The 21,274-nt window shown below is 44.7% G+C and carries 5 protein-coding genes; 1 reads left to right on the forward strand and 4 read right to left on the reverse strand.

Annotated features, from left to right (window positions below):
* Positions 1–18: 18 nt before the first annotated feature.
* From BQ7997_RS09975 to BQ7997_RS09985, 3 genes are read right to left on the reverse strand one after another with little or no spacing between them, the layout of a single operon-like run.
* A complete protein-coding gene (locus tag BQ7997_RS09975; protein ID WP_073345903.1) occupies positions 19–17,379 on the reverse strand; it encodes an LPD38 domain-containing protein in 17,361 nt (5,786 codons plus the stop codon).
* Between the two features lie 10 nt (positions 17,380–17,389).
* On the reverse strand, positions 17,390–18,505 hold the full coding sequence (locus BQ7997_RS09980; RefSeq protein ID WP_073345905.1) for a hypothetical protein: 1,116 nt from the start codon (positions 18,503–18,505) through the stop codon (positions 17,390–17,392).
* A gap of 16 nt (positions 18,506–18,521) precedes the next feature.
* Entirely contained in the window at positions 18,522–19,001 is a 480-nt protein-coding gene (locus tag BQ7997_RS09985; protein WP_008761272.1) for a hypothetical protein, read from the reverse strand.
* Between the two features lie 102 nt (positions 19,002–19,103).
* On the opposite strand from BQ7997_RS09985, the gene BQ7997_RS09990 reads away from it, so the two are divergent.
* Positions 19,104–19,406: a hypothetical protein gene (locus BQ7997_RS09990; RefSeq protein ID WP_073345908.1), complete on the forward strand. Its 303-nt coding sequence runs from the start codon at positions 19,104–19,106 to the stop codon at positions 19,404–19,406.
* 151 nt (positions 19,407–19,557) lie between these two features.
* Here BQ7997_RS09990 and BQ7997_RS09995 read toward each other — a convergent pair whose 3' ends face one another.
* On the reverse strand, positions 19,558–21,039 hold the full coding sequence (locus BQ7997_RS09995) for a tyrosine-type recombinase/integrase (RefSeq protein ID WP_073345910.1): 1,482 nt from the start codon (positions 21,037–21,039) through the stop codon (positions 19,558–19,560).
* Positions 21,040–21,274 lie beyond the last annotated feature (235 nt).

Below are 21,274 nucleotides of genomic sequence, written 5' to 3' on the forward strand. Positions count from 1 at the left end.
CAATCATTTTAGGTTTAACTATTTACGTTCGTCTTGCTCCATCTCTAAAATAAATGTCCGCTTTAACTCATTAATCCTCTTTTCAAGTTCTTCTGCTTTTGAGGTATCTCCGATTTCCTTAGCAGTATCATAAGCTTTCTTTAGTTTTGAGTAAATACGTTCCATTCCTTTCATTTTTACATATTCAGGATCAATGATAATCTCGCTTATCAGTTCTGCTTTCTTCTCCAACGGTAAACTCAAATCACCTTTAATGGCGCTGAATTCACTCGCCTTTGCACGGTATGCATCCAAATAACCAAAGAACTTCTCATCCAGCCCCCTACCTACATTACGTTCATCGCCACCGCTCATCAACATTCGGTTAGCAAGCGGAACATAACGCCAATCAAAATCTTTTTCACCTGTTCCCACATTGATCAAATTACGAATTTGGTTGGTTACAGTGAAGAAGCCGCCGGTGTATTGTTTCAATAGATACTCAATGGCAGCAGGATTCAAGTCAATAGTACCTTTCCTATACTTGCTTCCTCCACTGACTTCGTTCAGTGTTTCAGAAAGGTTTACAAGGTCTTTATTCGCACTCTTATAGGCTTTCGTCCAATTCGGCATATATTTATTGTAGGGTGTATCTTTCCATATCGGACTACCGTACCAACTCTCGTTATTCGATACTTCCACCATCGGCTTGACGCTGCTTGGCCACAACGCTTTTGTCCCCTCCATCATATCTACGGGAAGCAATTGGCTCATCTGTGCCAATACATCGCTAACCTCCAATTTCTCGTTATGGAACAGGGAAGAACCGGTAAGTTCTCCCATCGCATACACAGCTCGGTACTCGATAGGCAAAGGAATCTTTATCCATGCGTTACCGGGCCCCTTGACAATGAGGTTCTGTCTGCGAGTATGTTCGGGTATGTCATAGTAGCTGTCATCGTCATCATCACCTCCAGCCGAAGCAAGTGCGGTAACAAGCATGGCTAACCCATACCATGATGCAACAACAGTACCCATTTTGCCGGGATGCCTCATCGCATACTTCAAGAAGTTTCCGAACGTTCCTTGCAGGGCGGCATTCCAAAAGATATATCCGGCTCGTCCTGCACCCGATACACCGGCTGCTACATTTCCCAACATGGTTTGTCCTTCAGCCCCCAAGAACTTATCACCTGCGCCTTTCTTGTTGAAGTTCACACTGATTTCCTTGGCATCCCAAATACTGCGGTCTATTGTCCGTCCCGCATTCCTGCTTGTTACAAAGGCGGCAAATCGGGCACGCATCTCTATACCTCGTCCCACTTCGCCTATCCAGGTAGCCATACATTCACGTACCACATGGGCAGGAATTTTTTCATTCGCCGCTTTCAGCATCTTCTTGATTTCTTTCTTATGCTCGTCAATGTCTGCCATTCTTGAAAATCCTGTCTCGCCACCGTTCATCATGAACTGATAAAACATTTTCTCTATTTCATCATTCATATCAAGCGTTCCCCTGCGGTATTTATCCAATAACATAACCATTCTTACAATAGGTAACTTCGCAAAGTTCATGTTATATTGAATAGCATATTTCGGACTTTCCTTAACCCACACCATAGAATTAGAATATACCATATCACGCAAGAAGTTACTTGCAATAAAGTCCGGCTGTAATGTGGTGTACAATGAGGACAGTGTTCTGTTCACATCTCCAATGAGATGTACAAGCTGACCGATACTTCCGCTGATATCATTATCCGGGTTCGTCTGTCCGTTCAATGCTTGTGCAGCTCTCGGATTACCGTTAATGGTAATCACATAGTCTCTGCCGTTTCGCTTCACCACCACTTGATGCTGTCGCAAATCTCGGCTCTCAACAACACGATACGGAATGTTTGCCGCATCTTTGCCGTGCTTGTAGTTATCGGGGGCAGATTCAGCAAGCTGCTTCATCTTATCCTCAAACTCGTTCAACTTTCGCTCTACCTCTTCGGGACTATCGTTAATGTCAATATTGTCGGGGAATATCGGTTTCCATTCATCGGAAACTGCATCGTACTGCAACCACAAATCACTCACACTAACAAGGTCGCTCGGATGGTTGAGGGCAAAGTTCAAGAACTTCTGCTTCACGAGTTTGTTGCGGTTTCCCTGCATGATAGTACCTTCTGCCATTGATTGCAAGTAGGCAAATGGATCGTCTGCTTTCGACTTGCGTCCCTCCGCCTTCTTGATTGGAGCATTGAACGCACTTTGCCTGTGCGTCAGATATGCGTATGCTTCAGAACTCGTTTTTTCATCAAATCCACGCAAAGGGATATAAAACTCATACATATCTCTCACACTGTCGTAGGTTTCCTTGCTCATCATTCCGCATTCGTAGGACTTGGAAAGGACTGCCTTGCTGACGGCATTAACCTTGCTCCACAATGCGGTGGTGTCGTGTGCGTTTTCGTACTCATCTACCATAACCTGTGCTTCGGCTTCTGCATCTGCAATCTCTTCCATACCTGTGAGGGCGGTAAGACCTGCATAATCACGCTTGCGGCACTCGTCGATAAAGTTCTGCAAGGTCTTTGTACTCTTCGAATGCTGCTTCTGATATTCCGCGAAGTCTTTTTGTGCATCACGCTCTGCCATTACTCTATTGCGTTCAAGACCGTGTTTAGCCATCATATAATCGGTCAGTTCCTCGCGCTCTGCTGTATTATGCGCAAGTTTGGCTACCTCTTCAAGCATTGGCTTGAACAATAGGTGCGCAAAGGCATCGGCTTCGGCTTTGTTCACACTTGATAAGCGGTTCTCACCTAAGTAAGCATTTTCAAATCCATCAACATCTTCCATTTGGATATTCTTGCCGAGGATTGCGGTCATTGCTTCTTTCAAACCAAGCATACTATCCTGCAAAGCTTCCTGTGACTGATACATTCCACTGCGTACACGCCGCTCATACCTATCACGGGCTAAAGCCTTTTCATGTATCTCTGGGTCGCCATCACGATACAAGTTATCATCGGTTTCGGCTACGACTGATTGACTTGCTGAAATTTCAGCATAGTTACCAACCTTCAACTCATATTGTTTGCTCATATCGGTGGCTTCTCCCAATATGCTGCGGTACCTGCCCGGTTCTGCAAGATTCTCATAACTGCGCCACAATATATAGCGGAGTTCGTTGTCAGTCAGAGTTACCCCTCTGAAATCTTCAAAGCCAATCTTGTGCAACATATTCAAGAAGAAATTCTTAATCTGATGCCACCAGCTTGCATTGGTGTTCTCAAATTCGGTATCTTCGGCAAGCGAAGCCAGATATTCTTCAGTAGCCTTATGGAAATCCCAACCGTTTTTTGCAGCCATATCTACAATGCGTTTGCGTATGGTCTCATCGGCATTATTGAATACATTATCGAGGAATGTATCGAAATGTTCTCCGAACAACTGGCGTAAACCATAGTGCGCCACAGCCTCATGCAGCAGCGTCTGCTCAACATCAAACGTACTGGTATGGTTAGGAATGACAATGGTTATCTTCCCTGTACTCTTTGAGTAGAAGCCTTTCGCACGCTGTTTCTTTCCTTCCAAGACGGAAGCATCGGTAACAACCTCCACATTGCCAAGATGCAGTTTCTCTGCAAGGCTTTCCACACGCTCTGCCATTCTTTGGCGTTCACGCTGTGCAAATTCCCTCCGCTGCTTTGCCGTCCTCCTTGGTCTGCCTAATAACTTGGCGACTGGGTCGTTCTCAAAACTGACCTCATCATCGGTATATGCGCCAATACCGTTACGATAGTCATTTATAATCTCTGCATTGAGTGCGGCAATCTCTGCATCGGTAACAGCGTTTTCCTGTCTGCGTTGAGGTTCACGACCTGCCGCCTTGACCATTTCGTCAACTTCGGACGGAGTAAGCAAGCGTTTAACGCGCATAGCACCAGTGATTATCCAAGGGTCGGTTTCGGGGTTAGGATTGGTACGGTAAGTGTATGCTCCATTTTCAGGAATCCTTGGAAGCCCGGCATAACTGTGTTGGAACTTGCCGTTCTTGTTGTAGCCATAACTCATAGCCTCTTCCTGATAGTCCACGTCATTGGCATACTCCACCTCAGCCCAAACAAAATTGGCAGGAAACAAGGTTTTATCTCCGTTCTCATCAATGCGGTTAAACTGCAATGCGTATGGAATGACACCTAAATGCCATCCGGGACGATAGGCAAGTTTACCACTACCGCCTTGTGTACCTTTACCCCCTGCTTTTACTTGATTGCGTCCCGTCTTGCTCTGTCCGGCTATCGGTGCGGCATCAGCATCCAGCCATACACCGACCGGCGTCGCTTCTCCGTTCGGATTGGCAACCATAGGCGGATACAATTCGCCGTTCTTCAAAACAAACACCTTATATCCGATACCTGTATTTTGGGGTGCGGCATCTTCGCGAATACGATACATCGTGTCATCGCTGCGATATAAGACATCATCCTCATCAGCATTTGTAATGTCGTTGGCTGCTTCCACGCTTGCATCCATTTCAGCATACTTGGCTTCCTTTTCCTCCAGCTCTTTCTTCATCAGTTCAGCGTATTCTTCTAACTGTGATTTCGCCTGTTCCAATTCTTTTTCATACTCGAAAGGCTTACCCTCTCTTGACAGGAGTTCTTTCAATTCGGCCTCATTGTGTTTCTTGCTTCGCTCAGCGGCTTCCAATCTTTCGGTAAAGTTTTTTCCTGTAATCACATTGCCGGTAATATCCTCAATGGCATTACGGAGCAGATTTTGACGTACAGGAACATCCTCGATACCAAGTTCTGTACATGAATAAGTCATTTTTCTTTCAACGTCATTGAACAAAGTTGTACCATCACGCATGGTCTGTCTTGTCAATTTAGTTGTTACAATGAATGGGAAATTGCCTATCTGTATAGTCAGTTCTCGCTTTTGTTCCCCTGCAATATCACCGTCTTTCATCTGCTTCATTTCAGCAAGAACAGTCTTGTTGTGTTCCTTGAAGAAATCATCCATTGTATCAACAGAGGTAAAGCGATGTTTGCCGATTACAATCTCTTTGAATTGTTCATCGGGGAATGATGCACGTACAGCCTCCAAAGATCGGCTGTTATCCTCAATGCGCTTTTCAGCATCTTTGATAAAGGCTTTTAACCTTGGCTTGGCATTATGGATGTAGGCTTGGTCTGTTTCCCATTGCTTTTTACGGCTTGCATACTTGCGTACATTCTTTTCCGCATTGTTTTTCAGCATGGCATACTCACTGCCGGAGAGTTGTGCTATAGTATCTCCAAACACATCTTCTTCCTCCTCAAGCACACGGTTGGTCATACTGTTCGACATCATCTGCTTGCCATTCATAATACTATCGGCAATGGCCCCCTTTGTTTTCAGACGTTGGTAGGCGGTAACGTCCAGACTATCCTCTACACCGAAACGCAAGATACGTACAGGTTTATTCATATCCTTGTGCAGATTTCCCTGTCGCAAAATACGTCCGTTACGTTGGGTATAGTCCATTGGACGGTTAGGCGCATCCAAATGTATCAGCGTGTGCAAGCGTTCCTGAATGTTCACGCCTGTACCGAGTGTAAAGGTCGAACCGAGAATCACACGCACCTCGCCACGGTTTACCTTTTCAAAGATTTCAAGTTTTTTCTTGACAGTCATTCCCGACCTCATTATTACAATCTCATCTGCAGGAACCCCCTCTGTAATCAGCTTATCCCTGATGTCATCATAAAGGTTGAAGCCACTCTGTTTGTTTTGGTAATTGTCGGCAAAAATGGCAACCGTACCTTTGTAATCGGCTGTTTCTTTCAGCGAGCGCAATGTCTGTCGAACGGCTTCATGAGTCTTACTGTTTACATCATCTTCAGCATCAGACTGTACCAATCGGGCATCCACGGCAGCGGCTTTGGCAATACCGTACATCGTGAGCGGGATGTGGCTGTTCTCTTTCTTCTCCTTTCCGCTCATCTGTTCATAATGTTCAAGTTCGTTCTTTACGAACTTCATGATGCTACGTAATGCGCGTGTCTGTGGCAGATAAAGGTCTTGTGCCTTTCCTCCCTCCATTTCGGGTATTTTGTCCTTTACGCCGCCGGCTTCTTTGGTTAGGACGGTATCGGACACTCCCGACCATATACGCACCAGTTCAGGCAGATTGACATACCCAGCAAAGCGGTTGTTCTCTTTGAACTTTCCGCTTGTGGTGAACTCCAGCATCTGCTGAATGTTACCGAAGTTGCGCACAAAGTCATCAAAGTAATAGATACCGTACTCTTTCATCGTATCAGCAGGCATGAGATAGCGCATGAACGTCCAAATCTCTGCGGCGGTGTTGCTGATAGGTGTACCGGTTGCAAAGATTACGTTCCGTCCGTTGTTTTTTTCCAAGATAGCCTGTGTCTTCAGGAACACGCCTTGTGACTTCTTGCTGTATGACGGATCCACACCTTTAACTCCACGCTGCATGGCAGTGGCAAATCCGAGGTGCTTATACTCGTGCGCTTCATCTACAAGTAAAGCATCAATGCCCATATCGTCAAAGTTCTCCACATCGTCAGTTCGGCGGTCAAGCATTTCCATAGCTTTAACCTCTGCGTTCTGCAAAGCTACAGCACGTTTCTTTTCATCATTGGCGGTACGTTTCTTTGAAGCATTGTCTGCAAGTCCGGCAAGCTGCTCCTCCAATAATTCGATTTCCCGTTCAGCCTGTCGGGTAATCATATTTTTTCCGTCCGGGTCTTCTTCTTTCATCTTTTCAAGAATGAGCATCTTCTCCTCAATCTTGTCCTGCACGAAAGTCATTTCCCTTTCCTCGCTGTCGGGGATAAATTCAAAGGTAGACTGCGGAACGACAATCATATCCCAATCGTTGTAACGTATCTTGGCATAAAAGTTCTTTCTGCCCTCTGCACTGCGGTCTGCTTCTTCAAGTGTCAGTATCTTGGCGTTGGGGTACAGTTCCTTTGCACTTGCAACGAATTGTCCAACGGTAGCATTCTGCACCACAATCATGGGTTTGCGTGCAGTACCCAAACGGCGCATTTCCATTGCTGTAGAAATTAGAGTAAAGGTTTTCCCCGTTCCAACCTCATGGGCAAGCAACAAAGGCTGTTGTGTGCCTCTTACAATGGCTCTGCCTTGATGCGGACGCATCTTAAACTTGTGCGAGGCACCTCCGAAATACTCCGGTACAAACTCATCTGGTATGCTCATAGGCACAAAGTTATTGAACGTGTCATTATAGATACGCTCAATCAATGCCGACATTTCCGGGTCGCTCTGCATCTTCTGCCTTGCCCAATCCTTGAAATCTTGACGGATTTCATCAATTTTGGCGGCACAAGCCTGTGTCGCTTCCTTGTCGGTAATGGTTTCGGTAGTGCCGTCATAGTGTTTCTTGGTGGTGGAAACGGTGATGCTTCTGTTCTGAATGGCAGCTTCAATGAGAGTATGCCCCATAATGGTACGGTTAAGCATTTCGCTGGTTACCCCCATTGCACGGTTCTTCTCATAATCGGTGAAGTATGGTTCTTTCATAAACCAAGTACCGCCCACAGCTGTAAACCGTACGTCAACCTCCGTGCGTTCCTTTACAAAATCCTCATACAGTTTCGGGTCAATCCAAGAACTTCCGAGGGTAAAGTCAATCAAATGTGCGGGGATTTCCATAGGCATGACCTCCTGCAATGCCTTGATGTTGCGGTCAAATTCCCCATTTTCGTTATTTACCTCTGCTTGACGCAGTTTTTCACGAATATTTCCGCTCAAGTAGTGATACGATGCTTCCATCTGTCGGGTTACAGGGTTCTCGAAACCGTAACCGCTCTCGATGATTTCTTTCTTCACATCCTCGATACCTGTGCCAAGTTGTCCGGCGATATACGGTATATCTACACGACCGAATTTAAAGATACTTGCAATGATACCGTCCTTGACATTGGCAGGAGTGGGTTCTTTTTCTTTTTCAACAACACGTTTGCTGAATACATCGGTCTTGTCAAATTTCTGTATCTGGTTTCCTTTTTCATCTGCCGTTTCTTCAAACTTTTCAAGAGCGTATACATTGGCATAGTCCACATCATTTCGGAGAAATGCAATGGCGGTGTTCTTGTTGAAGTGTCCGTATGTGCCGACAAAATCATCGTATACTTTGTTGAGTTTGTCAAGCAACGGTTTAAGTCCCTTATCGCTTTCATTCGCAGTCTGATAGGAAAGGACTTCCGCAAGAGCTTCCTTGATAGCGGTGTATGCCTCAAAGCATTCCACTTTCGTATGCCCCTTTACCTTGTTGGCATTCACTTCGAGAGGTTGTGCGCTTGCAGTTGAGTTGATGTATAGTTTTCCGTCTTTGACAAACACTTCGCCAATCTTCTTGCCGGGCATTACATCGGTGGCAAGCTCGGTATTGCGCTCACCAAATTCCTCTGCACGGAATGAGCGGACAAATTCAGCCAACATTTCTTCCTGTTTCTTATTCTGTTTAGGATATAAGCCTTTGCTGGTCGGGCGGAAAGTATCGCCTTTCTCAAATGCAAAGTGCATTTCACCTGCCATGTTTTCGGGGTGTTCAATGAAATAGCGGTTGTAGTCCATTGAAAGCTGCTTAATGACTGGTATCTCCTTGCCTTTAACCTTGCGCGTTTCCCCGGTATCATACTCTGCCATGCGCTCTCCGCTCACATCACTTACATCAATGGCATGGACAGACTTCTGCCCGTTCACACGCTTGCGGATAACAACGATGTCAGAGGTTACTCCGGTGCCGCCGAAAGTCTTGTTGTGCATACGGAAAGCACCCACGAAGTCTGCGCCTCCCTCGCCCACAATCCAGTCACGGAGTTTCTTACTGTTGTCAAGCGTACCATTGGACGTGATGAAGATACCCAAACCGCCCTCACGCAGTTTGCGCACATTCTTTGCTATACAGAAATCGTGTATGTTGTGGAATTTCTTCGACAGGTCTTTGTCGCCCGTGGTGTCATTCACACGGAGTCCGGTAACGAACGGAACATTAGTAATAGCCAAGTCCACACTTCCATTAGGAATACGTGTCTGCTCAAAACCCTGTATCTCTACTTTGGCATCAGGATAAAGGAGTGAGAGAATACCACCCGAAGTCCCGTCAATCTCAATAGCATGGATGTCGCTGTGCTCGCTGATATTTGTAGGCATCTGCCCCAAAATGTTTCCGATACCTGCAGAACCTTCAAGAATGTAACCACCCTTAAAACCCATTTGTGTAACAATATCCCAAAGAGTATCTACAACATAAGCAGGGGTATAATACGCACTATTAGCACTCATTACAGCTTCTTGATAGGCTTCTGTGCTCATCAACTGCTGTAGACGTGTCGAATATGTATTATCACTAAATACTTTACCTAAACCACCCCAACCGCTAAACTTGCGAAGTACTGCCATTTGTCTAGGAGTAGCAAGCTCTCCACTCTCAATAAGTTGCTGTGCCAACTCTATAGCTTTAATATTGGCCTCTATGCGTGCATCTACCGAAGTTGGAGCATAGTTCGTCCCCCGGTCTGAATGATTATTGCGAATATTTTTCGGTTCATCTATGGCATCATCGGAAAGTCGTGTTCCTCGCCCCCGTTGTATTTCGTCTGTTCCTTCCTGTACTCTACGATTTCCTCGTCCGTCATCCCTGCCTCTTTGTAAATCTCCGTCCACTCTTCCTCGCTCCATGTGTACGGTGCTTCTAGCGTTTCCGCTTTGTGGCGGTAGCATGCTACGTCTATCCGTTCCTCCAGCTCCATTTTCGCTATCGACTTCTCGCTGTGTCCCTGTAATCTTAGTACTTTCTTGGTGTATTCGTCCATTTTCGTTGTTGGTTTCGTTATTATCAAACAAACTGCCAAACAAACCAAGCTCGTTTGACTGCTGTAAATTTACAGTTTTTTTCTCACTCTTCTTGCGCGTTGAACGAGTTTTCTTTATACGTTCCTGTGCAACTTCAACCTCCCCCGCCACTTCCGCCTCTTTCGTTACGGTTTCAGCGGTGGCGAGTGCATCAATGCCGGACTTGTCAAAGTTGGCCACGTCAAACTTCTGCACCTCATCGTAAGAGGTCATGTCGGTATTAAATCCGTTTTCTAACACCTCAGGCAAATCTCTCGCACCATTGTAAAATGCTTTAAGGTACGGACGTATGGAATCACCCAAGTCTGCAATCATAGCCTTTGCATATTCTGCAAACTTCCGTGAGCCTTTCTCTAAATGGTAAACAGCCATTTCTGTGCCAATAGCAAGTATTTCAGGGTCAATACCAATATTCATTTGACCGAGTAACTTCTTACGCATACGCTCACGAAGTTCCGCATAACGCTCATCAGTAACAAGACGGTTACCACTCGCTTCAGTCTTTTTCTGTAAATTGTCTTGTTGCTGCTTACTCCTCATATCGTTGATAAGAGTTCGAGCTTCATTAGCAAACTTGTCTGCACTATCTTTGGTCAGGAAAATAATATTTCCTTCATGATAAACGTCTCCACCACGCTTCTCTCCTAAATCCATCACAGCCTGCTTTTCCGCGTCAATCATCTTCATCAAAGTACGAACAGAATATCTGTTATCCATTTCCTTATCAACAACGAAATCTGTCCTTCTGTCATGAATTTCATCCTTTGCCTTGCGATCAAGTTCTCGGGTCTTAATTTTATTTTCAAGCAAAACTCCAACTGCATCCAAAACTTCTTGCATGCCATTCTGCGGATTGCGAAGAATGCCTAACATTTCCTCCGGGCTGTTGGTTGTCTGACGAAAACGTGCATCACCAATAGGTATGGGACCACTCACATCTTCACGAGTCAAAGTCGTATATCCGGTTTCCTTATCAACAAAAACAGAGTATTGCCATACAGGGGTGTAATCCTGTTTTTCATCCTTTGCTGGTGCTTTGGGTTCAGTAAACAGCACATCACCATCATTTAAAGCCTGTATATCCAACATTGATATGGGAGGTTGGCCTTGTGCATCTACTGCGTATTCTGCTAATCGTTTGGCATCTTCTTCGCTACGCATCATAAAGCCGTGTTTTTCCCTATCCCACCAACCTTTCATTTCTTTGGCGAACATACTTACATGCTTTTGAACTTCCTTGCGCAATTCCGATTGGAACTCAACAAGTTGCATATCTAACACCTTACCTCGCTTGGTGATGTACTGCGCCGGAGTAATGGTGTACGGAGCATCAGTCGGTGCAGTCGCTTCTTCACTGGAAGCGTCTTGTTCCAACTTGCGTTGTTCGGTAAAAAGGTCGTTAATTTCAGAAATAATACGAGCCTCCTCAAAAATGTCGCTACGGTTGTGCGCTGCTTCTTGTTCCTTGTGCAATTCTTCAATACGGAACTTGACTTCTGAAAGTCTGTTGCCTTGCGTGCCGGAACTCTGCCCCTCGATCGTCTTTACAGACTTGTATTCCGAAAAAGCCTTGGTCTTGCGATGGCTGCTCTCTATCCACTTCTCGAACTCCTCCAAGTTAACGCCCGTCAGCACCGTCTTGTGCTTCTTCGCCCAATTTCTGTCATAATTAGCAAAGTAAGCTGCTTCAGCATCGTCAGCCTCATTGAAGCCCAGCATAACCTTGTGTTCGTCAAACGTGCCGTCCTCGTTATATTGGTCAACCACAAACACCTTGCGACCATTCCACCCGTCAATATCATCAGAGAGGAACACGTCTATATGGTCGCCGTCTACACCTTCCGTGCCACGAATATAGCCATAGGTGTTCTGCATGGTCGTTTCCCATTTGTTGCCCTCTGTGTCTATTCCGCTACGAACGGATCCTTTCGGGTTCTCAATGGTGATATTGAATGTACCAACCTGCACATGACCTTTCTTATAATTGCCGGCTTCTTTCTGTTTCTCCGTAGGAGTAGTATCGGTTTCTTTCTCTGCCACTGCAACGGCATTGGCTAAAGACGAAGATGCATCAATATAATTAACAACATCCAATAAATCTCCGAATGTTTGACCGTCATACTCATAAGTACTACCTGTATAATTACCTTTCGTATCGGGTGCATCAACTTTTATAACTTTATGAGTACCATCAACAATAATTGTCTGTTTATAAGTATCGCCATACTTTCCGCTTTCAACCCAATCATCTTCTTGAACTTCAATGCGTCTTGCTATTTTTGCACTAAGTTGATTGTCAGTATCATCAAAAGATAGCATTTCTTCTTGTGATAAAGAAGGTTCTATTTCGCTTTGTTCACCAATGCTTTCAGTTCTTCCTGTATCATCGGTTGTCCCATTTCCGTCCTCAACTCGTTCTCTTGGCGCAAGAGCTCCATTGCTTCCTTGCTGCCCTCGTTGGCTTGTTGCAGTATCGCCAACCAATACATTGCTTCGCTGTTGTCCATTGTAATCTAAATTTAATGCTTCTTTAATAGCCTGTACGAGCGTCCGAGGGGTATTGTCCGGCTGTTCGAACAGAGTTTCTTCCTGTGTACCTTGTATAAGGTCATAAATCTTGCCGAATGTGCTTTGAATGAAGCTTTGGCTTTCGCCTTTATACATTGCGGCCAAATGCAAGACAAAGTTACTGAAATTATCAGCAGGGAGATAACTTTCCCCTGTAACATCATCCATTTGATACTGGCGTTTCCAGTTTTCTACAGCAATACGTGCTTCCTTGAAATTCTTTGCCTCTGCAAACATTTTATCTTGGGACAAAGCATAGTAAGCACGAACGGAATTCTGTATCTCATCTACCATTCGTTCACTGTTCGGACTGTCATAATCACGGAAAGCAGTGGCAAGAATAGCCTTTTGTGCTTTTACCGGCAATACGTTGAACATTTCCTCCAACCGTGTGCTGCCGTCCTTGAAGATGCTTTGATACATGATACCACGCAAATCATTCTTGGATTCAGGAGTTAGGTTGCCCTTGCTGTCAAACGCACTCTTGTATTGTGTGTGACTGATGAAACCTCTTTGACTCATCCATTTCAGAACATTTGCACCATTGGCATCCACAAGTCCGGCAAACGACATTTCATCATCCGAAGTCCTAAGCAACAGGTTGGCAAACGAACGCATTTCGGTTCCCATGCGCTGCAAGGTGTTTTTAGGTTTGATACGTTCAACACCTCCACTTTCTGTGTCTTGTGCAACAAACTGACCAAGATTGAGGGCTTCTGTATCGTCCACATGCAGCATATTTACCAACACCGGGCTTTGTATGGGCGCAATGTCCTCGGCACGCAGTCCAAACTCTTCCGCATGGTCTTTCAGGTATTGTCTATATGCTTCGGCCTGTTCCGAATGACTTTCCCACATCAGGCGCAAGGCATCACTACGGTTGTTTCCCTGTATTACTTCACCACGTTCGTTTACGGTCGGCGCACCGGTGTAAGCGGTAATACTTGATGTGATTTCTTCCGGACGAATGTTCTCGGCGATTTTCCGTGCAGACAATACGCTTGCTTCGTCATTGCGTTCCTTTGGTTGCGCTTCATCAATAAAATGCAGAGGATTGCGCACACCTTGTATATGACTCGGTTGCAACAATGACGCATCAATCACGGTCACATTGCCAGGAACCACTACATCATTGCTGAATTTCACGTTCACCTCTTTACCTTGTACAGCCTGTAATGGTCCTTGTCTGTCAACCTTATGGCCGTTTACACGTCTATATCCTCTTGCACGGGCATCTTTGGGAACATCTTCCACTATATCGGGAACTCCGTTAAGTGCTTCACGTTCCTTGCGTTCTGCTTCCTCACGCTCTGCACGCAATTTTTCTTCTTCCGCCTTGCGCAATGCGGTAGCTTCATCGGCAATACGTCTGCGCTCCGCATCTGCTTCCATTTTTCTGCGGTTGGCAGTGCCGGCTATCTTTTGCCAAATGGACAATTCCTGTTTGGCTGCATCAATCGCCGCCTTGCGTTCTTTCTCTGCTACAATCTTCTCTGCAATAGTGTTTCCACCGGCAGATTTCGTTTTCTCGATTTTCTTCAATGCTGCTTCTTTGTCCGCAACCATTCCGTTAGCCACGGACTGGGCCATAGCTTCGTCTCCCTCTGTCTGCTCAACAATGGCATCCCAAGCAAGGTCGGGAGTTTCCGCCTGCTCATAGATAGGATTACCTTGTTCATCTTTGGGGATTCGTTCTAATGCAGACACTTGCAACTGCTGTTCCTCCAGAGAACTTGCTGCCACTTCCGAATTATCATTCACACTTGAATTGGCAATCTCAACAGGTTGCCCATTGTGTTCTATCAGCATGGAATCAAGCTCTTCACGGGTAAACATATTCACACGCTTACCATTCAAGGCATCTTCCGTATAAACTTCATATAGTCCATCGGCATCCACATCGGCGGTGATGTTACCACGAATACCTATACCATTTTCATCACGGAGCGTCACAAGGTCATTCATTGCATATTGCGGTCGGTCTGCTTCCTGCTCTTCCTGCTGCAAAGCAAAGTTTTCTTCAGCTCTCTGTTGCTCAAACTCTGCGATTCGTGCAATGTTAGATGCGTCCACAAACTGTTGGATAGCCTCTTTTGCTATAGGGAATACATTTGTTCCGTCTGTCACATTGATAGTTCCGTCGCCATTGTCTATGATTCCGTTCTCATCTGAAACTATTGTGACCTGTATTTGCGAACCGCCTTCACCGGCAATGGTATAGGTTTCGCCCGGATTGAATGTGACAACACCATCAATCTTATCCGCAGCTTCACGTGCAAATTGTTCTCTGATAGATTGTGCAACCAACTCCTTCTGCTCGTATGGGTCTTGTACATCATCAATAGACAATATAGCATCGGGAGATACTTGTTCAAGCCCACCTGTGTCCGCATCACGAACAATGATGCTATTGTCAGAATCAGTCACACTTACACCGCTACCATCTGCATATGGTACAAGAGTCCCACTAAGAACATACACCTTGCGTTCATCCTGCTTCATGGTTGCCCCCTGTATCATACCTGTCTTGCGGTTCACACGTGCATCTATCATCGAATTGCTCTGTTCCACCCGCCCGTCTATATCATCACGTACACGTTGAATCATGCCATTGTAAACCTGCTTGGCATTGATATAGTCGATAACAGAAGACTTATCCTCATCACTCCATTGCTCATTCCCGTTCACAAACTCCAATGCGGCAATCGGATTCTCTTCAATCATCGCAAACATATTCTCATCTGCAAGGTCTGCCACTTGTGTTCGATGGTATTCGTACAGGTTCTTCGCATCGTTCATTTCCTGCGAGGAAGTGACGTTGTATCCGTCAAGATAACTGTCATTTGCCTGTTGTTCGCTTTCACTTTGAACACCGCCACGGGACCGGGCCATAGAAGCAAGATTGAATCCACGCAAATTCAACGAACGTTCCATATAATTCAGTACGGCTGCTTTCTCATCAGCGGTAAAATCTTTATAACCGGCAACAAGTTCCGCAACTTCACCGATATTCTCATTGGTAGTAAGGTCAAGTGTTGCCTTCAACGGCTCCCATACTTCTTTACCAAGTAATTCATTCACTTTTGCATCTGCTTTGTTCACGCCATGCTTCATGGATGCATAATTTGCGGCAGACAAGGTATGTTTTCCTGCCCCCATCAACCCCATAGAGAGTGCCATTCCACCCCAAATATCACCGTGAAATTGTCCAGTTGCAAATAAGTTAGTACGTGTGCCGTCCGGATTCTGCTGATAAGCATCATCAAGACTAAGCATTGTGCGCCACAATTGACCGTAGTATTCTTCAGATACTTCACCAACATAATCACTGACACCCATTTTATTGAACATCTGATGAGTTTGTCCCATTATGCTATTCAATGCACCGGCATCTGCCTTTGAGAGTACACCTCCCAATCGCTTTGCCCCTAGAACATTAGCGAGTTTACTCATATTACCAAGTGTAAAAATAGGATCAAGGTGCGCACCGAACATTTCCGAATAATTCTCAATGATAGCATTGGCTTCACCTTGCCATATTGCACTTCCCCAGGTCTTATCATTGGAGAAATCATAGTTACCGTTTTCATCAACAACCACGTCACCTAGCTTCCGGTCAATGATGTCAGAGACCGTTTTTCCAGCCTGTATGGTGTTTGTCATCGCCGGAGCACGTACAAGCAAATCATCTGCGGTTGTCCCAAGTGCTTTGATAGTCCAATCTGCTGCGTACTGTCCTAACCCTCTGACACCATTCTCTTTAACATAGGATTTAAATCCCTGTTGAGCCATTTTTTCAGCCGTTTCTTTACCTATGACCTTTGCGGCGACTTTAGTGCTTCCTTTTGAGAATGTAGACAAACCATTGAATCCGCCACCAGTCAAAATGAAATCCAACATAAATGAAGGCATATATCCAGTCATGACACCGGCTCTGTTCCAAAAGTCGGCATTTCCACCGTATCTTTCCTCTGCCTGTTGTTTCTCATGGATTGCACCCATCATCATATCATGGGATTCACGCTCGCCCTCTGTGGCATTATCACCTTTGAGTTTGTCGGCATTCATCATGGTCATGGCATCCGCCATATCACCCATACCGAAATCCCACGTGCGTACATCACCCATAGTACGACCAAAACCACGCCAAAAGCCTACATCAACCCCATTTTCACGGTCTTTCTGTTCTTCAAGGTTCTTGATGAGCTCTTCTGTTTCTCTAATGGCTACTCTCAATGCGCTGTTTTCCTTGTCTGATTGCTGGCGCGGTGTGTAAGTGGCTGCTCCCAATATGGCAGCGAGCGGCGCTTTGTTCTTTTCCGTTTCTTCTACCCATTCCTTATGCACTTCGGAGGCTCTTTCCGCTTGCTTAGCTTTTAACTCCTGCAAACGGAGATTAGCCTTGCGTAACTGTCCGCCGATTGACATATCAGCAGCTTGTCGGTACCGGAAACTCTCGATGTCAGCAAGAGGTTTACTAGTAGTCTTGTTACCAAGTGGAGTAATATATGTTTTTTCCAGTTTCCCATTTTCAGGATTAAACTGCATTTTACCCTCTTTAGTTTGCAATCCGGGATTCAACCCGTATTCTTGTATATTATCTACACGTTCATTTGCGTCTTGTATCTGTGTTTCCACATTCTGCATCATACGGTTTGTACTAGCAATCATCTCTGCTTTTTCTTGTTCGGTAGGTTGCCACGCCTGTTCTGTTTGTACAGCAGGCTCCGGTGCAGGTGTTTGAATCTTTCCGAAACCTATATTATTCTCAAACTCTTCAAACGGTTCCATCTCATAACCTTCTTTCACTAGAGCATCATAAGCTGCCTTGCGTTTTGTAGAATCCGATAAGTTCTTGCGGAAATCTTCTTCACTCTCCATATCGTAACCATCAGAAACAAACGTGTCGTATAGTTTCTTTATTTTATCCTCATTTTCAGGCATAATGTTTCATTTATGATGTTGGACTTTTCTTTTTATTACTACTGTTATCTCCGGCTGTTGGACTTTTCTTCTTATTCGATGCCGTTTCAACTTCACCGGCAAGTTGGCTGATAGGTTTTGGAGTAGAGACATTCTTTTCTTTTGCCCCCATTACATCATTTTCTGTGGTTTTCACATATTGGTGAGTCTTAATACCTAACCGTTTAGCCTCACGCTGCACCGCTCTCTCATAATCTTCTTTCGTATCATAGTAAGTGGTCTTACCATCAATAGTAAGTGTCATCCTTTTCTTATTGCCGCCACTACCACCACGGTTATAATACCCAGCTCTAGCATTGGATGCGGAAGCAGAAGCTTTTGAAGCGCCCGCTTTAGCCTTTTCAGTTTCAAGTCTAGCCTTTGCAAGATCATCAGCATATTCGGCCTCCACTCTTTTACGTTCTGCATCAGCTTCGGCTGCTGATATTTTATTGTTTTGGAGCTTAACGTTGAGATCAAATATCTGGTTATCTCGTTTTTCCTTTGCGTCCGCAATGGCATCGGCTCTTTTCTCGCGTGCTAACTGATGTCTCCAATTACGATCATCTCTCGCTTTGACATCATCAGCCTGCATAGCACCGAACAGGCCGCTCAAATAAGCCCGGGCATTCTCATTACGTTCTTTCATTAATCGATCATACCTAACCTGTAACCTTTCCGAAGCTGTGTTTTTTCCACTATACATATTCGGTGCACCCTGTGTTGTAAAGTACAGATTGGAGAGAGCAGATATGCCATCACCAATTGCAGCAAAAATTTGGTCACGTTTCTGCTTTTTCTTCTCTTTAGCAAGTTCTTCGTCGGTCGGTGGAGTATAAGGATTAAGTTTCTTGAACAGTTCAGCATATGAAAGGGCACCACCGTCCGAGCCTTCTTGCTTGGTCGGAGGGGGCGGTGTAGTAGTTGTGTCAGGTTTAGGTGCGGTAACAACAGGAGCCGTAGCCGCTTTTTGTTCCACCCATTCCTGTGTACCCTTTACAGGTGGAGGTGCAGAAGAACCGTCTTGTTGCTGTTCATGCCATTCTTTAGAACCTTTCGGAAAAGGTGTGCCACCTCCATTGCCTAATATATCATCATATGTCGCCATAAGTTACCTCCACACATTAAAATGGCATTTTGCTTGCCGCACTCGTTACTCCTTGTACGGCTCCGGCTATCGCTTCTGCCTTACCTTTTTCTAACTGATTGAGTTGCTCAACAAAAGCATTGTCATTCTGCATATAGGTGGCCTCGATGTTGTCTTTGCGCGCATCCGCCTGTGCTGCAATCTGTGATGTTGCATCAGCAAGAGCCTTGCTATTCGCTTCTTTTGTAGCTGCTACACTTTCATCAGTACCGCCCATTACAGCCTGTATACCAGCTGCCTGCTTATTACGGTTCTTGATACTCTCTTCCGTCTGCGTGAGAATACGTTGCGCATCGGCTCGTTGCGTATAATCCTCATTGTACCTGCGATCATACCAATTTTGGTTCTTCTGTCGCTGCGCCTCAACGTTGCTCTTAATTTTCTTCATTGCTTTCGATGCAGAGATACCGCCAAATATGCTACCTGCCGCTCCTATAGCACTTCCAATTAATCCCATAAAACCTTTGTTTTAATTATTAAAAGTTATACCTCATTTGCGAAAGTAAGCCCTTATCTTCGCAACATCATTTTATCTTTTTACACTAATAATCATTATGGTATGGCAAAAGGGAAAAAGACAGGAGGACGACAAAAAGGAACACCTAACAAAATAACAGCATTGGCCAAAGGCATGATTGAAAAATGGCTTGAAACTCACAATACGATACCTGAAGGGGATATGGCACCGCTAATAATGAAAGACTTTTTAGAACTTGATCCTAAAGACCGAGTGAAGGTTTCTATGGAGTTCATTAAAATAATTATGCCGAGAAACATCAGCATTGATGATAACGAAATTCACCTTACCATTGAAGATAAGTTGGTCGAACTTGCTGGGGATGAAGAGGACGACGAAGAATAATCTACTTCTCTCTACTTTAGACGCGAGGAGTTGCTTACCCTTAGGGGTAATATAATACAGTTTTGCTTGAAAGCGATATCCGAAAGGATGTCGCTTTTCTTCATAAAAACAAAAACCTACAAAGAAAAAGTTCCTTGTAGGTTCGAAAAAATCAGAAGCCCTTTCCTTTCTGCCGCTGATATACTACCGTCTGATTCTTATCAAGATTGACGATTTTAAACATCACCATAGAACGGTTAGGAATATCTTCGGGTAACATTGTCACAAGTCGTGCTATAACATCGTCCACGTTGTTGAATCCTACATCAGTCAACTCTGCAACTTTCTGCCCATTGTGGTAAGCCGCCCCATTTACCATATATCGGAATGATAATCTAAAATGCGTATCTTCCTGCTTCTGCTCGCGAACAGATGTCTTACCGGAGAAGAAAATGAAATCAACCACTTTCTCGTTTAATTCCCAAGCAGGAGAATAATCAATCTTTATATAGCCCCGTGTTACCTTATGTCCAGCAGCATGATTCATCGCAAATGCAACCTCATCAATTGAAGCTCTCACGTCATTCTGTGCCACAGTACCCCACGTGTGCCGGAATGTATAGACCGAATACCGTTCTTCTTTTGCCATTCCCATGGCCTCACATATTTGCCTAATTCCACTGTTAACATTGGAACCAAAACTGTCAGATGTTGTCATACGCTGATAAAAATTGAACAGACGATCGTCATCCTCCTTCGTATTGAGATATTTATCGAAGAGCGGTTGAATAATTGCCGGCACGCGCATTTCCATATATGCACCGTCGGCACGAAACTTCTTTGTCTTGGCACGCTGATAGTGAATAATGCTGTTCCGATAATCCTGCTTTTTCAAATTGTATAGATCAACTGTGTTGATTCCTGCCAAACAAAGCACCATCATGGCTATATCACGTCCGAACTCCGTCTGTGGATATTTCATCTTACTTTCCGGCAGAGGAAATGAAAAGAATTCCCGACACGCTTCGGGTGTAATGGCAAGTTTTTCTGCACGATCTGCCGAAGGAATCTCCACTTTCACCCATGGATTAGTCTTTATACGAATAATCCCATTATCATAGTCGTTATACTCCAGAATAGCAGCTTTAAATACTTGTCGCATACAGATAGGATACATCTCCTTAGCTCGGTGTGTCTGTTCAAGCGACTTAATCCACCTATTCATCAAGTGCGATGTAAGGTGTGAGAACATTATCTGCGTTGTTCCTAAAAAACGCTCCAGATGTTGCAATGCCAGCTGATAGTTCTTAGCATTACGTTGTTGACCGTTGTCAATCATTCGGTTGATATGCTTTCGTGCATAATCTGAAAAACAAACGTCATCATTCCCACTTGCAAGAAACTCGACCACTTCCTTGACTGTCCAATGCTCGATATTTTTGCTATTAAGCCTCTCCGTATACTCCAATATTCTCTGCGAACAGAATTGCAAAACATACGGGTCTTTAATCTCATTAGTTTTGGTGAGTTCCTTCTTCGTCACCATCTTGTCTGTCTTAATGAACGCAGAGCTTCGATGATGAGTCACCCGGATATACACCGGATAAAATCCGTCAGCCCGTGCCGTTCTCACTACTGCTTTCAATGTTGCCATTTTATATTCGTTTTATAATTAAACATTCTGTTTGGGCGTACTATGTTCCAAAGCGATTGTTCCGTGTTCCAATGTGATTGAGGCAAAACGCCCGTAACTTATTGACTATACGGAAAAAGCATTTGTACAACACTTGTACAACACTGTTGTCAAAACTGCATAACTATTGTACAACATTTGCGTTTATTCTACTCATTTTTTGTGCAAAATGCACGTACATTTTTAAAATACAATA

Source organism: Bacteroides congonensis, from assembly GCF_900130125.1.
Taxonomy (GTDB): Bacteria; Bacteroidota; Bacteroidia; order Bacteroidales; family Bacteroidaceae; genus Bacteroides; species Bacteroides congonensis.